This is a genomic window from Mesorhizobium zhangyense (assembly GCF_011045115.1).
GTDB classification, from domain to species: Bacteria; Pseudomonadota; Alphaproteobacteria; order Rhizobiales; family Rhizobiaceae; genus Mesorhizobium_M; species Mesorhizobium_M zhangyense.
This window is the reverse complement of sequence record NZ_JAAKZG010000012.1, coordinates 52,115-66,753: the sequence shown is the minus strand read 5'-3', so window position 1 is coordinate 66,753 and position 14,639 is coordinate 52,115. Positions and strand designations below refer to the sequence as shown.

Here is a 14,639-nt window from a genome sequence, read left to right as displayed (position 1 = left end):
TATGAACGCCAAGACACAGTTGAAGCCGGAAGCCGGCGTAGAATTCGCACAGGACGAGAACCTGCTTTCCAAGGTCGTCGCGGCAACGCGCCAGACCGAGCCGGACCGTGCGCAGGACCTTCTGCGCACGCTCACCGACCAGGCACTGAAGGGCACCGTGGTCTATGACCGCAACCTGACGGTCACGCTGAACAACGCAATCGCCGAACTCGACAAGACGATCTCGCGCCAGCTTGCGGCGATCATGCAGTCGCCCGCCTTCACCAAGCTCGAGGGCACCTGGCGTGGTCTGAACTATCTGGTGAAGAACACCGAGACGAGCGTGAACCTCAAGATCCGCGTCATCAACGCGTCCAAGCGCGAGGTTTCCAAGGACCTTTCGAAAGCCGTCGAGTTTGACCAGTCCCGGCTGTTCAAGTCGATCTATGAAGACGAATTCGGCACCCCCGGCGGCGAGCCTATGGGCGCGATCATCGGTGACTACGAGTTCGACAATTCTTTTGAAGACGTCCAGCTTCTTCAGGGCGTTTCTTCGATCGCCGCTGCCGCCTTCGCCCCGTTCATCTCGGCGGCCAGCCCGCGCATGTTCGGCTTCGAGGACTATCGCGAGCTTTCGCGTCCGCGCGATCTCGAAAAGATCTTCGAGACGGTCGAATATGCCAAGTGGCGGTCGCTGCGCGACAGCGACGATTCGCGTTTCGTCACGCTGGCCCTGCCGCGTGTGCTGGCGCGCATGCCCTACGGCCCGAAGACCAATCCGGTCGACGAATTCGGCTTTGACGAGACCGGCGGTTCCAAGACCGGCGAACTGCCGCACAACGACTATTGCTGGATGAACGCCGCCTATGTGATGGGCACCCGCCTGACCGAAGCCTTCGCCAAGAGCGGCTGGTGCACGGCAATCCGCGGCGCCGAGAACGGCGGCAAGGTCGAGAACCTGCCGATGCACATCTTCTCCAGCGACGACGGCGATCTCGATCTGAAGTGCCCGACCGAAGTCGGTATCACCGACCGTCGCGACGCTGAACTCGGCAAGCTCGGCTTCCTGCCGCTCTGCCACTACAAGAACACCGACTACGCCGTGTTCTTCGGTGCCCAGACCACGCACAAGCCCAAGCTCTACGACAAGCCGGAGGCGACAGCGAACGCTGCCGTGTCGGCCCGCCTGCCCTACATGATGGCGACGTCGCGCTTCGCCCACTACCTGAAGGTCATGGGCCGCGACAAGATTGGCTCCTTCATGGAAGCGTCGGACTGCGAAGCCTGGCTCAACCGGTGGATATCCAACTACGTCAACGCCAATGACGAGGCCGGCGAAGAGTCGCGGGCGAAATACCCGCTGCGCGACGCCAGGGTTACGGTTCAGGAGATTCCCGGCAAGCCTGGCTCCTATAACGCCGTGGCATGGATGCGCCCGTGGCTTCAGATGGAAGAGCTGACGACTTCGCTTCGCATGGTCGCCCGCATTCCGGCCAAGAACTGAGGCATGAGGTCCCGCGCGGCAGGCCCGCGCGGGACCTCTCACAACGCCGTAGCCACGCCATGACGATGGGTCCGAGCACATTGTGGCGACGCAGGGCAGATCAGCTTATTGCGCTGATCGACGAGGCCCTGAACCGCCAGGTCAACGCTATTTTGCACCATCCCGAATTTCAGGCGATGGAGGCGAGATGGCGCGGGCTTGCCATGCTCGTTCGCGTCGCCTCGCGCGGCAGCGACGTCAAGGTCAAGCTGCTCAGCATCAGTTGGGCGCAGCTCGCGCGCAGCATGGAGCGAGCGACCGATTTCGACCAGAGCCACCTTTTCGAGCTGGTTTACAGCCGGGAATTCGGCATGCCCGGCGGCGAGCCCTACGGTCTTCTCGTCGGCGACTATCAACTGTCTCCGGGCGATGCCGGTGGCGACACCGTCAGCACGCTGACCGAACTCGGCACGGTGGCCGCCGCTGCATTCTGTCCCTTCATCACGGGCGCTTCCCCGCGCGCCCTGGGCCTCGAAAATTTTGACGAGCTGAACCGGGTCCATGACCTTTCATACCTCGCTAACGACCCGCAGCGCATTCGCTGGAACAGCCTGAGGGCGCGCGAAGACTCGCGCTTTCTCGGCCTCGTTGCCCCACGCGTCCTCATCCGCTCACCCTACGAGCCTTACTCGCGGCGGCGCGACGATGGCTTTCCGTTCCGCGAAGAGATCTCCGAGGATGGCGGCACGCTGCTGTGGAGCAACGGCGCTTTCGCCTTTGCAGCCATCGTCATCCGCAATTTCATAGAAACCGGCTGGTTCGCCGACATCCGCGGTGTCACGCAGGACGCGATAGACGGCGGGCTTCTCGGTCCCTCGGAACTTGCGCCCTACGATTTCGGCACCGAAAGCCAAGGCCTTTCCGCGCAGGCGCCCGTCGAGATAAGGCTGACCAGCACGCAGGAACAGCAGTTCTGCGATCTCGGCATCGTGCCGGTCGCCACCACTTATCTGTCGTCCTCGGCGATCTTCAATTCGAACCAGTCGCTGCATGCGCCCCAGCATTATTCCAACGAGAACGCCCGCCAGAACGCTCGGCTGGCAGCAATGCTGCAATATGTGCTGTGCGCCTCGCGCTTCTCGCACTACCTCAAGGTGATCATGCGCGACGAGGTCGGCAGACTTGCCGACGCGCTCTCGATCGAGCGCAAGCTGGAGGAATGGCTGTCGGGCTACACGCTCGGAAACGACGACGCCGACCTGCCGCTACGCACGCGCTTTCCCCTGCGCTCGGCCGGCATCAGCGTCGACGAGGTTCCCGGCAAGCCCGGCACCTTCACCTGCACGGTGAGGCTGCAGCCGCATTTCCAGCTCGACGATGTTTCGACGAGCTTCCACCTCATCGCCGAGACGGCGCAGCCGACGACGGGCCGCGCCAACGCCGCTTCCGTGCCGCAAAGGATGACCGCATGACGCTTTCCGCCAGCATCGCAAAATCGCTTGCCGACGACGCTCTGGGCGAGGCGATCGAGATCGCCAAGGCGCATATCAAGGCCAAGCCCTCGGACAAGGAGGCGCGGCATATCTATATCGACCTGCTTGTTCTTGCCGGAGACTATGCGCGGGCGGACGCACAATGCAGCCTCGCCACCACATTCGCGCCGGAAGACACGATGGGCTTTGCCCTGCTGCGCAACCAGTTGCGCGCCATGGCCGCGCGCAATGCCTGGTTCAGCACGGGCGCTGTCCCGGAATTTCCGCAAGGGCCGAGCGAACTCGACACAGCGGCAGTCCGGCTCAATGTCGCCAACCGTTTCGGCTCGCGCGACGAGACGGCTGCCGCGCTCGAAAGCCTTGAGGCTATCCGCGGCGAGCAGTCGATGCTCTGGAACGGCAAAGCCGTGTCCGATTTCCGCGACCTCGACGACCGCATTCCGCACGCGCTCGAAGTGATCATGACAGGCGGCGCCTATCTGTGGATCGATTTCGCCAAGATCGCCGCCGTTTCGGTCGAGCCCATTGCACGGCCGCGTGACCTTGCCTTCCGGCGGGCCGAGCTTTCGCTGATCGATGGCGCGTCTGCCCCCGTCCTCCTGCCGGCGATCTATCACGGCACCGGTGACGCAGAAAAACTGCTTCTGGGCCGCGAGACCGAATGGGTCGAGGAAGTAACCGGCATCACCACCGGGCGCGGTCAGCGCTGCTTCCTGGCCGGCGACGAGCTCGTCTCCTTCCACGATGCTGAGACGCTCGAGGCCGCTGCGGTCATCAACAAAAGGAAGGCGGCGAATGGCTGACCCGCTTGACCGTTACAGACCGCGCGAACGGGTCCTGTCGCGATCGATCCTCGACAGGCTGCTCGATCCCACTCCTGATCTTCTCCAGGACGCTCCGTCGAGCGTTGTCGATCAGGTCAGGGAGACGCGCGAGGCGATCCGGCGCGATCTTGAAGCGTTGCTCAACACGCGGCGCTGCCCGACCGCGCCGCCGAACGCGCTTGGCGAGCTCAGGGATGCGCTGGTTTCCTACGGGGTCGAAGGCATCGTCTCGGCCAATCTTGTCACCGATGAATCCAAGCTGCGACTGGCGCGCGCCATCGAGCGGCGCATCGCGCTTTTCGAAACCCGGCTTTCCGACGTGCGCGTGACCATCCTCAAGAACAGGGCTGCCGGCGAACGCGCGCTGCGCATGCGCATCCAGGCGACGTTTCGCCTGCATGACGGCATGCCGCCGATAAGCTTCGAATCGACCATCGACCCGTCCACCCAGCGTTTCCAGGTGGAGGCGGCAAATGGCTGACGGCTTCCTGCAGCGCTACAATGACGAGCTTACGGCGCTGCGCCGGCGTGCCTCGCGCTTTGCCGATGCCTTCCCGAAGATTGCCGGCAGGCTGCGTATGACCGGCGAGGTCGCCGACGACCCGCATGTCGAACGCCTGATCCAGAGCTTTGCCTATTCCGCCGCCCGCGTGCGACAGAAACTGGACGACGAATTCCCCGAGCTCACCGACGGGCTGCTGGAGACGCTCTATCCGCATTATCTGGCGCCCATACCGTCGATGAGCATCGTGCGGTTTTCGCCCAGCGAGACTCTGGCTGCAGTGCAGTCGGTGCCGCGTCACACCGAAATTCTGGTCGAGCCGGTTGCCGGGGAAACCTGCCGTTTCCGCACCACGCAGGATGTCGAGATCGCGCCGGTAGAGATCACGGCTGCGGGTCTTTCCGGCCAGCCGATCCGGGCACCGCTGTCGCCTTACACCGGTGCGGCTGGCTGCTTCAGGATATCGTTGCGGCCGCAGGACACCCGCAAGCAGCTTTCAGAAATTGGGCTCAAACGGCTTCGCTTCCACATCCCCTCGCCCTGGCGGCAGGCGAGCGCGCTTTACGAACTGCTGATGAACCATACGCTCGGCATAGCCCTTGCCCGTCATGCCGACGACGAAAACCCGATCTTCCTGTCGGCGGACAATTTGCGGCCGGTCGGTTTTGCGGCCGACGAGGCAATGCTGCCCTACCCCGCGGCAAGCTTTGCCGGCTATCGATTGCTGACCGAATTCTTCGCCTTGCCGCAAAAGTTTCTTTTCTTCGACATCGAGGGGCTGGATCGCTGGCGCGGCGAAACGCTCGAGATTTTCATCTACCTCAACGAAACAGACAGCAAGTTGGAGCGAGCCGTCTCAGCCCGCGACCTGGCGCTTCATGCGACGCCGGTCGTCAATCTTTTCCGCCAGACCTGCGAGCCGGTCGTGATCGACGGGACGCGCACGGAGTACCGGCTGCTGCCGGATTCTCGCCGGCAGAAGACGCGTGAAATCTACGCCATCGATCGCGTCCTTCTTTCCGGGCGCGGCGGCGCGGAGCATCTTTGCCAGCCCTTCTTCGGACGCGCGCAACGCGGCGGGACGGCATCCTCCTTCTGGCAATCCTATCGCCGCTTTGACGAAGATGACGGCACCTGCGACGTCGACATCGCATTCGTCGATCGCGCACGCCGCAGCACCGGAAGGCTGGACGCAGTGGCAAGCGTGGACGCCTTGTGCCTCAATCGCGACCTGCCCGAGAAGCTTCCCTTCGGGGGGGGGCATCCCTACCTGCAACTTGCGACCGGCAACGCGGCCGTCGCCTCAATCGAGGCGCTTGTTCCGCCGACGCCGGCCGTGCGCATGAACGACGCTGACGGCCGCAATTGGCGGCTGATGTCGCACCTGCTGCTCAACCATCTGTCGATCTTCGACAATGACGGCGCGGCGCTGAAAGACATCTTGTCCCTCTACGCCTTCCGCGATTCACCCGAAACCAAGCAGCTTGCCGATGCCATCACCAAGGTCGAAGCCAAGGCCTCGACGGCCCGCCTCGGCGGCGGCGGCATGGTGCCCGGAACCGACATCGCCATCGAATTCGACCCCGCTGCCATCGACCGGCCGTCGGCCTTCCTGTTCGGCAGCGTGCTCGACCGGTTCTGCGGCCTCTACACCTCCGTAAACAGCTTCACGCGGCTCACCGTATCGATCAAGGGGCAGTCGAAGCCCGTTGCGCGATGGCGGGCAAGGGCCGCCGAGCGCCCGCTTCTCTAGAAGGATTTTTGCCACGACATGAGCCTTGCCGCCGAAAAGAAGACTGACAGCCTAGCCGATCTGCTCGAGCGCGACCCCGGCCGCTTCGAGCCGACGACCGCATTTCGCGTGGCGCAGGCAACCGACGACGGTCTGGAAGTCACTTCGCATTTCGGCGTCTCGCCAGCACCCGTTGCGGTCGCCGCTTTCCGCCGCAAGGGCCGCAAGTCGACCGTGCGCGGCGCGCTTGCCGGCCTGCTCGGCCCGCTCGGTTCCCTGCCGCCCGCTTACAACGAACATGTCATACGCGAGGAGCGCAACAAGTCGCGCGCGCTTTCGGCCTTCTTCGATCTCTTCAGCGCCCGCATGGCCGAACTCTTCGTCGCGGCCTGCGAAAAATACAGGCTTGCGCGCCTGCTGCGCTGGGGAAGCGACGATGGCCGCAACGCCTTCGTCACCGCCCTCTTCTCGCTGACTGGCTTCGCAACGGCAAAGCTGCGGGAACGCAGCGGCGTCGAGGACGACGTCCTTCTGCGATTCAGCGGCTTCCTTGCGTCGAGAACCAGAAACGCCGTCAATCTGCGGGCCATGCTGCGCGAGTTCAGCGGACTGCCGGTGGAGATCGAGCTGTTCCGCGGACGCTGGCTTTCGATCCCGGTCGAGGAACTGAGCCAGATGAGCCGGGCTGGCGCCGTGCGTCTCGGCGTCAACGCCATGGCCGGCACGGCAATCCATGATTTCAGCAGCGGCTTCCGCGTCGTCATCGGCCCGCTCGACTATCCCGATTATCTTTCGCTCGCACCGGGAAGCCGCAATGTCGAGGAGCTTTTCGCCCTGACGCGGCTCTTCGTCGGCTCGGGCCTCGATTTCGACATCCAGATCATCCTGAAGAAGGAGCATGTTCCGTTCTGCCAGCTCGGCCAGGCCGGCGATCCGCCGCGTCTCGGCTGGAACAGTTGGGCGCGGGTGGCGCCCGCCGCCCACGACAGCGATGACGCCGTAATCATGCAGCGCCAGGCCGCGCTGCCGATGGCCTTGTGAAGGGCGGCACCGCGATGAGGCTCGAGCTTAAGCAGAAAAAGGGTACGGGGCAGGACGCAGCCGCGCAGCGCTGGTATTTCGAGCGCGGCCGCCGCACGATCGGCCGGTCGAGCGATTGCGACTGGCAGGTGCCCGACACCACCCGCTCCGTTTCCAAGCTGCACTGCACGATCGAGCGCGACCGCGAGGGCTTCCTGCTGCGCGACGAAAGCGCCAACGGCACCAGGGTCGACGGCGTTCTCGTGCTGGAGGGCGAGACCGCCCGACTCTCGGACAGCTCGCAGCTGGAATTCGGTGGGTTCGCGTTTTCCGTCGCCATTTCGGGCGAGAAGGATCACGAGGTCGAAGACCCCGAAGCCGGCCTCGCCCTGAGCGACGAGAACCTTACCATCTCGGCCATCCTTGCCGACATCGCTCCCGGCGGACAGTCCGCCAACGGCATATTGCGCGGGCGCGATAGCGAGGACTGGTCCAGCCCGATCCCCATTGGCAGCCCCAGGCGCAAGGGTGAAACAGCGCCCTCCTCGCGCAACGTCGAAATCGGCTGGAGCGGCCCTCCCGCGACGACCGGCATGTCTCCGATCCTGCCCACTGACTGGAACGAGGACCTCGACTACAGCAACCGCCTTGAGCACTCCGCCGCACCTCATGTTTCCGTGCCGACGGCCCGAAGCCGCAAGCAGGTGGATGTGGCGGAGCAACCAGCTGCCAGCGCTTCGGTCGTGGTCAAAGAAGGTCACGACGACACCCATTCAGCACCTACCGGCATCCCGGAGTCCGTCCTGTTGCCGCGCATCGAGGCCTTGCTGGATCGATGTGAGGAAGCCGCCGGCGAGGCCTTCGCCGCTCTCGACATCGACCCTGCGGGCCTATCTGAAATGCCTGACCTTTTCGGCACCGGCCGGGAAGAAGCGACGATTGCACGGCTGGAAAACCTGCTTGCCAGACAGGTGTTGCTGGCCACAGCAATCGAAGGGCTGCTGAAGGAGGCAAGCCATGCTTTTGAGCCTCGTGTGATCGAGGCGCGCGTCGATGCCGAGCCGCGAAAGCTGCCATGGCGCAACGACCGTTCCTACTGGCAGGCATATCGCCAGAATTTCGAAACCGGCGGAGCCAGTCTCTCCGTCCGCGAATTCTTCCGCAACGCCGTGCTGCGAGCGCTTGGCCAGCCGGAAGAAGACGCGCCTGAAGTGATAGAGAAGGTGAAGCGCAGCTCATGAGAAACGAAAACAGGGTCGCGTGGAGCGAAGGCATGTTCCTTCGCGTGCAGCATTTCCAGCAGGCGGACCGCTGGACCGAACGGCTCGTGCGCATGACGACGCGCGAGCTTGCCGCCTATCCCTGGGGCGTCGCCGAGATCGGCATCGACCGCAGCGCCCTTGCCATCGGCCAGTTCGCGCTGTCCAACCTGCGCGGCATCCTGCCCGACGGCACGCTGTTCGAAGCGCCCATCGACGCCGACCTGCCGCCGCCGCTCGATCTCGACGAAACGGTGAAGAACGCCACGATCTACCTCGCTTTGCCGGCGCGGCGGCCCGGCAAGGCCGATGTCGCGATCAATGGCGGCGCTTCCTCCAATGGCGTTCGCGTCGTCGCCTCTCACTACGAGGCGCCGGACTCCAATGTCGAAACCGACTTCATGGCGCCCATCGATGTTGGCCGGCTCAGCCTGCGCTACCTGAAGAGCGGCGACGAGCTGGCCGGCTATGAGCTGATCGGCCTTGCTCGCGTCATCGAGGTGCGCTCGGACAAGGCCGTCATCCTCGATCCCGAATACATCGCGCCGAGCCTCAACTGTGCGGCCGAACCACGGCTGAGCGAACTCGTCACCGAGCTTCTCGGCATCGTGCGCCACCGCGCCGAGGCCATCGCCGAGCGCATCGGCGATCCGACAATTCGCGGCACGGCGGAAGTCGGCGATTATTTCCTGCTGCAGATACTCAACCGCGCCGATCCGATGCTGCGCCACATCTCCGCAAACGCCACGCGCATGCACCCGATGATATTCTTCGAGAATTGCATCCAGCTTGCCGGCGAGCTTGCCACCTTCACGATGGATTCGAAGCGCGCGAGCGACTTTCCGCCCTATCGTCATGACGACCTGAAGGGCACCTTCGCCGCTGTCTTCGACGACCTGCGCACCTCGCTCTCGGCGGTGCTCGAACAGTCGGCGGTATCGATCGAGCTTTCCGAACGCCGGCACGGTGTTCGCGTCGGCACCATCAACGACCGCACGCTGTTCAAGGAAGCGGGCTTCGTGCTTGCCGTGCGCGCCGAAATGTCGGCCGAGGACATTCGCCGCAAGCTGCCCGCGCAGATCAAGGTCGGACCGGTCGAGCGTATCGCCGAACTGGTCAATGTCGCGCTGCCCGGCATTCCGGTGCGGCCGCTGCCGGTCCTGCCGCGCCAGCTGCCCTATCGCTCGGGCACGATCTATTTCGAACTCGACACCAAGAACCCCCTCTGGAAGCAGCTCGACACGTCGGGTGCCATAGCACTCCATCTCGCCGGGGACTTTCCGGGCATAGAGCTGGAGCTCTGGGCGCTGAGGGAATAGGGGACCGCACCGCATGAACAAGGGAACCACTATCCCCTGGCAGGACCTGCCGACGGTCGTCGAACTGACCGAGGACGGCGCGCGCAAGCAGCAGACCGCCCGCAAGATGGCCGAGATGCTGGACGATAAGCTTGAAGGCGGCGCGCTTGGTGGGCTCGCCGTCAGGCCGGGCGGCTGGTCGGTGGAAGCCCTGGTTCGCGACTTCCGCTTTGGCGGCGAAGAAGTGCCGACCATCGTTGCGTCAGCCGCGCCGCTTCTCAATCTCGCCCACGCGCTGCGGCATACCGACAAGCAGCCCGACATCGAGCAGCTGCGGCGCACGACGACGGAGGCGATCGGCCGCTACGAACGCGACCTCGCAAGCGCTCGCATCAGCCCGGAGCGGGCGCGCGCGGCACATTATGTGGTCTGCGCCACCGTGGACGACGTCGTGCTCAGCAAGTCGTGGGGCGTTCGCGCCGGCTGGGCGCGGTCCGGTCTTGTTTCGACGTTCCATATGGATGTGACCGGTGGCGACCGGGTGTTCGACCTGCTCGACCACTTCCACCAGAGCCCCGGCACAAACAAGGACCTCCTGCTCCTCATCTATCTCTGCCTGTCGCTGGCCTTCGAAGGACGAACCCGCGTGTCGCCGCGCGGAACGCTGGAACTCGGCCGCATCCGCGACAGCCTCTACAAGACGCTGCTTGGCCAGTACGGCGTGTTCGAGCGGGAGCTTTCGCCGCACTGGCGGGGTGTTTCGGCTCGCCACAAGCCGCTGCGCACCGCCGTCGCGCTCTGGACCCTTTTGTCTGCGCTCGCGCTGCTCTTCGCCCTTGGCTACCTCTTCTTCACGCTCTCGCTCAATCGGGCCTCGGATGGCACTTTCTCGCGTCTGGCGAACCTGCCGCCGCGCGATGCGCCCAGCGTCTATCTTCAGCCACTCGCAACGCCGGCTCCGCCCGAACAGCCAAAGGCCGAAGTGAAGCCGCAAACACCGCCGGAGCCGAAGAAGCCGAGCCGCCTGGAAAACCTGCTCGCATTCCTCCAGCCCGAGGTGGAGCGAAAACTGGTGACGCTTTCCGATGCCGACGGCCGGCTGCTCGTGCGCATCAACAATTCGGGTCTTTTCTCCGTCGGCAGCGCTGAGGTCAGCTCCGAATTCCGCGGCCTGCTGGAGCGGATCGGCGGAGCGCTCGCGGCCGAGAAATTCCGAGCCGTCGTCGTCGGCTATACCGACAACGTTCCGATACGGACCATCCAGTTCCCGTCCAACTGGCACCTGTCGGAAGCGCGCGCCAGCGCGGTGGGCAAGATCCTGTCGGCCTATACCGGACCCGAGGCGATCCTCACCGAGGGCCGCGCGGACAGCAATCCGCTCGCCGCCAATGACACGCCCGAAGGCCGCGAAATCAACAGGCGCACGGAGATTCTCGTGCTGACCGACCCGACCGAGAAACTCGACGCAGCCGGCGTGATGCCCACGATCCGAAACGACGGGACCGGCAGCACACCCGCGCCCGCAGCAGGAGGCGTTTCGCCGTGAACCCTCTCAGCTATTTCTACACGCTCCGCTCCTATGTGGATTCCTATGCCGGGATCGTCGGCCGGCGCTTCCTATCCGTCATCTGGGTGGCCGCGATCTGCGTCGTCATCTGGTTCTACGGCTACCTCATCGGCTATGGCGACTTCAAGCCGCTGGAAAGCACGCGCAACCGGATCATCGTCATCGCCGTCGTGCTGGTGGCGTGGATCGCATACATGCTGTTCACGACCATCCGCGCGCGACGCCGCGATAAGGCGCTGGTCGACAGTCTCGAAAAGGACGCGGAAGCCGAAGCAGCCGCCAGCCAGCAGGCCGAGGTCGGCGAAATCCGCAACCGGCTGAAGGAAGCGCTGGCGCTGCTGCGCCGCATCACCAAGAAGCGGTTCGGCTATGTCTATGAGCTGCCATGGTATGTGATCTTCGGCGCGCCCGGCTCCGGCAAGACCACGGCGCTCAGCAACTCCGGGCTGAAGTTTCCCCTCGGCGACGCGCTCGGCAGCAATTCGGTGCAGGGCATCGGCGGCACCCGCAACTGCAACTGGTGGTTCACCGACGAGGCCATCCTCATCGACACCGCCGGCCGATACACCACGCAGGACGATCTCAACGGCGCTTCCAAGGCCGGTTGGGAAGGGTTTCTCAAGCTGCTGAAAAAGTATCGCCGCTCGCAGCCCATCAACGGCGTGCTGGTGACGCTTTCGATCGGCGACCTGCTGACACGCGACCCCGCCGCGAGGCTCGAGGAAGTGCGGGCCATCCGCCAGCGCCTGTCCGAACTCGACGAATTTCTTCAGGCTCGCGTGCCCGTCTATCTCGTGCTGACCAAGGCCGATCTGCTCACCGGCTTCGTCGAATTCTTCGACGGGTTCAGCAAGACTGACCGCGACCAGGTCTGGGGCACCACCTTCGGCCTGGAGGAGAGCTACAAGGGCGAGAACCTGCCGGACCGGTATCTTGAGGAATTCGGGCTGCTGCAGGAACGTGTCGGCGCAATGCTGGTCGAAAGACTGCAGCAGGAACCGGACAGCCAGGTTCGGGGTCGGATATTCCGCTTTCCCGCCGAACTCGCCGCGCTCAAGGAACGGCTTCACGAGGTGCTGACGGAGCTTTGCGCGGGTTCCAAGCTGGTCGAATCCCCGCTTCTGCGCGGTGTCTACTTCGCCTCGGGCACGCAGACCGAGGAGATGACGACCGCCAAGGCGCAGGCCGGCGCGCCGCGTATGCGCCGCAGCTATTTCCTGTCGCGGCTGTTCAAGGAGGTCGTATTCGACGAAGCTTCTCTCGTCGCGCGCGACAAGCGGCTTTCCCGGCGCCAGATGATACTGCGCCGCGCCGCTTATGGCGTGGCTGCCGCGCTCCTGGCCGTCGTGTTGACGAGCTGGACCGCGACCTATTTCCAGAACACCAGTGCGCTGGCACAGGCTGATGAGCGCATCGCCGCCTATGAGCAGCTTGTCCGCGGCGTGCCGGTTCGCGACGTCTCTGATGCCGACTTCCTGCGCATCCTTCCCGCGCTCGACAATCTGCGCAGCGTGACGACTGGTTTTTCCGACAAGCGCGTCTGGCCGGTCAGCTTCGGATTGGATCAGGAAAGCAAGATCGCCGGCCGCCAGCGCGAGGCCTATCAGCGTGCGCTGAATGCGCTTCTGCTGCCTCGCATGCTGGTTCAGTTGCAGAAGACGATGGCCGGCAGCAAGGATGTCGGCCAGACATTCGATGCGCTGAAACTCTACGGGATGCTTGGCGGACTTGGTCCGGTCAATCCGGAATTCGTCTCGCTGGAGGCGGAGGACATGTTCGCCTCGCTCTATCCCGGCGAAGGCCGCGCGACCGCTCGCGAAGCCCTCGTCCGTCATGCCGAGACGATGGCGGCGGGGCCTCTGGCCACCCTCGATCTTGACGCCGGCCTGATCGCCAAGGCACGCGAAACCATTCGGGACCAGAGCATTGCGGCGCGCGCCTACGACATATTGGCCAATCGCCGCGAGGCGCGCGCGCTAGCGCCCTGGATACCTGCCGATGCGCTCGGTCCGCTCGGCGAGCAGGCTTTCGAACGCAGCTCGAAGGCAGCTCTACGCGAAGGGGTTCCGGGTCTCTTCACCGGCGAAGGCTACCGCACGGTGGTGCTGCCGCAAGTCACCGATGCGGCGCGCGAAGCGCTTGACGAACAGTGGGTGCGCGGCGACCAGCCGAATGCCATCGGCATGACCGTGGACGCCGTCACCCAGGCGGCACTCCAGCTCTATTTCGACAATTTCGAACAGCGCTGGTCGGGTCTGCTGACGGATATGCGGGTGCGGTCTTCGCAAACGCTTTCGGACGCCACCGAAACCGTGCGCGTGCTCGCAGGCGACCCGAGCCCGGTCGAGGCAGTCTCGCGGGCAATCGTGGCAGCGACCGACCTGCGGCCGCAAGGCAGCGCCATCGTTGCCACGATCGGCACCGTACCGGAGGGCGCGTCGACTTCTGCGCTGGCAAGTGTGGCGAACGCGCCCGACCCGTTCGGCCGGCTGCGCGAGGCGCTGGAAACGCCGAAGGCGGGCGACGCCGGCCAGAACCAGAGCCAGGGCGAAAAGCCGCGCTCGCAGGTGGCCGCCCTTCAGCCCGTTTTGAAAACCATCTATGGCCAGCTTTCGCGCGCCACCACCTCTACGGCAGAGGTCGCCAAGGTGTTCGATGTCGACAGCCAGCTCACCGAGGCCAACCAGGCATTGCTTGAAGAAGCCAGGCGACTGCCGGCTCCCGTCGATACATGGATGGCAGGCGTTGCCGCCGATATCGGCTCGCTTGCGGTCAAGACGGCCCGCACGCGCCTCGGCAATTTGTGGGCGGCGGACGGCGCGAGCCTGTGCTCAAGCGTCGTAATCGGCAGATATCCTTTCGACCGCACCTCCGCCCGCGATGTGGCGATGGCCGATTTCGTTCGCCTCTTCGGGCCGAGCGGTCTGTTCAACAGCTTTTTCAAGGACCGCCTGGAGGCTTTCATCGACACGAGTGCTACGCCATGGACCTGGCGCGGCACATTCGGCACCGAGGGCATTCCCGCCCAGGCGATTGCCCAGTTCGAGAATGCCGACAAGATCCGCCGCGCCTTCTTCCCGGCGGGCAGCGAGAGCCCGGCCGTCAGCATCAACGTCAAGCCGATCTCACTGAGTGACAGTGCCAATGCCGTCATGATGGAGATCGAGGGCGAGCGCGTCGTCTATTTCCACGGCCCGATACAGTCCAAGTCGATTGCGTGGCCGTCGAGCGAGGCGACGAATGTCTCGCGCATCGCCTTCCAGCCGGGCGGCTGGCAGCAGGCGCTGACGGAGAATGGCGACTGGTCACCCTTCCGCCTGTTCGACGAGGCCGACATCACCAATGAGGGAGAGGATCTTTTCCGCGCGCGCTTTACCAGCGCCGGCCAGACCGCGGAATTCGATGTGCAGTTCGGCTCTGTGCTCAATCCGTTTCGCCTGAAGGCGCTGTCGGATTTCGCCTGCCCCACACAGTTCTAGGGA

The 14,639-nt window shown here is 64.4% G+C and carries 10 protein-coding genes; all 10 read left to right on the top strand.

All coding sequences use genetic code 11. From position 1 onward, the window contains the following. Position 1 precedes the first annotated feature (1 nt). The 10 genes from tssC (G6N74_RS22955) to tssM all read left to right on the top strand — a co-directional run bounded on the left by tssC (G6N74_RS22955) (position 2) and on the right by tssM (position 14,636). Positions 2–1,483 carry a type VI secretion system contractile sheath large subunit gene (tssC, locus tag G6N74_RS22955; protein WP_091916062.1) on the top strand — a complete coding sequence of 494 codons (1,482 nt, stop codon included), beginning with the start codon at positions 2–4 and terminating at the stop codon, positions 1,481–1,483. A 65-nt stretch (positions 1,484–1,548) separates the two neighbouring features. After that, positions 1,549–2,934 carry a type VI secretion system contractile sheath large subunit gene (tssC, locus tag G6N74_RS22950; protein ID WP_165120422.1) on the top strand — a complete coding sequence of 462 codons (1,386 nt, stop codon included), beginning with the start codon at positions 1,549–1,551 and terminating at the stop codon, positions 2,932–2,934. Further along, the gene (locus tag G6N74_RS22945; RefSeq protein WP_165120337.1) at positions 2,931–3,758 is read left to right on the top strand and encodes a type VI secretion system accessory protein TagJ; all 828 of its coding nucleotides are present in this window, start codon (positions 2,931–2,933) and stop codon (positions 3,756–3,758) included. Before tssC (G6N74_RS22950) ends, G6N74_RS22945 begins: the two co-directional genes overlap by 4 nt. Further along, positions 3,751–4,260, top strand: coding sequence for a type VI secretion system baseplate subunit TssE (tssE, locus tag G6N74_RS22940; RefSeq protein WP_165120336.1), 510 nt, complete (start codon positions 3,751–3,753; stop codon positions 4,258–4,260). The genes G6N74_RS22945 and tssE overlap by 8 nt, the downstream gene beginning before the upstream one ends. After that, a complete protein-coding gene (gene tssF, locus G6N74_RS22935) occupies positions 4,253–6,034 on the top strand; it encodes a type VI secretion system baseplate subunit TssF (protein WP_165120335.1) in 1,782 nt (593 codons plus the stop codon). The genes tssE and tssF overlap by 8 nt, the downstream gene beginning before the upstream one ends. Before the next feature lie 18 nt (positions 6,035–6,052). Further along, on the top strand, positions 6,053–7,054 hold the full coding sequence (gene tssG, locus G6N74_RS22930) for a type VI secretion system baseplate subunit TssG (RefSeq protein WP_165120334.1): 1,002 nt from the start codon (positions 6,053–6,055) through the stop codon (positions 7,052–7,054). Positions 7,055–7,068: 14 nt separating this feature from the next. Beyond that, positions 7,069–8,274 (top strand): type VI secretion system-associated FHA domain protein, encoded by a 1,206-nt coding sequence (locus tag G6N74_RS22925; protein ID WP_165120333.1) that lies wholly within the window; start codon positions 7,069–7,071, stop codon positions 8,272–8,274. Then, positions 8,271–9,611 carry a type VI secretion system baseplate subunit TssK gene (gene tssK / locus G6N74_RS22920; protein WP_165120332.1) on the top strand — a complete coding sequence of 447 codons (1,341 nt, stop codon included), beginning with the start codon at positions 8,271–8,273 and terminating at the stop codon, positions 9,609–9,611. Before G6N74_RS22925 ends, tssK begins: the two co-directional genes overlap by 4 nt. 13 nt (positions 9,612–9,624) lie before the next feature. Further along, positions 9,625–11,136, top strand: a complete 1,512-nt coding sequence (gene tssL, locus G6N74_RS22915) for a type VI secretion system protein TssL, long form (protein WP_165120331.1) — start codon at positions 9,625–9,627, stop codon at positions 11,134–11,136. Next, entirely contained in the window at positions 11,133–14,636 is a 3,504-nt protein-coding gene (tssM, locus tag G6N74_RS22910) for a type VI secretion system membrane subunit TssM (RefSeq protein ID WP_165120330.1), read from the top strand. The genes tssL and tssM overlap by 4 nt, the downstream gene beginning before the upstream one ends. Positions 14,637–14,639: the final 3 nt, after the last annotated feature.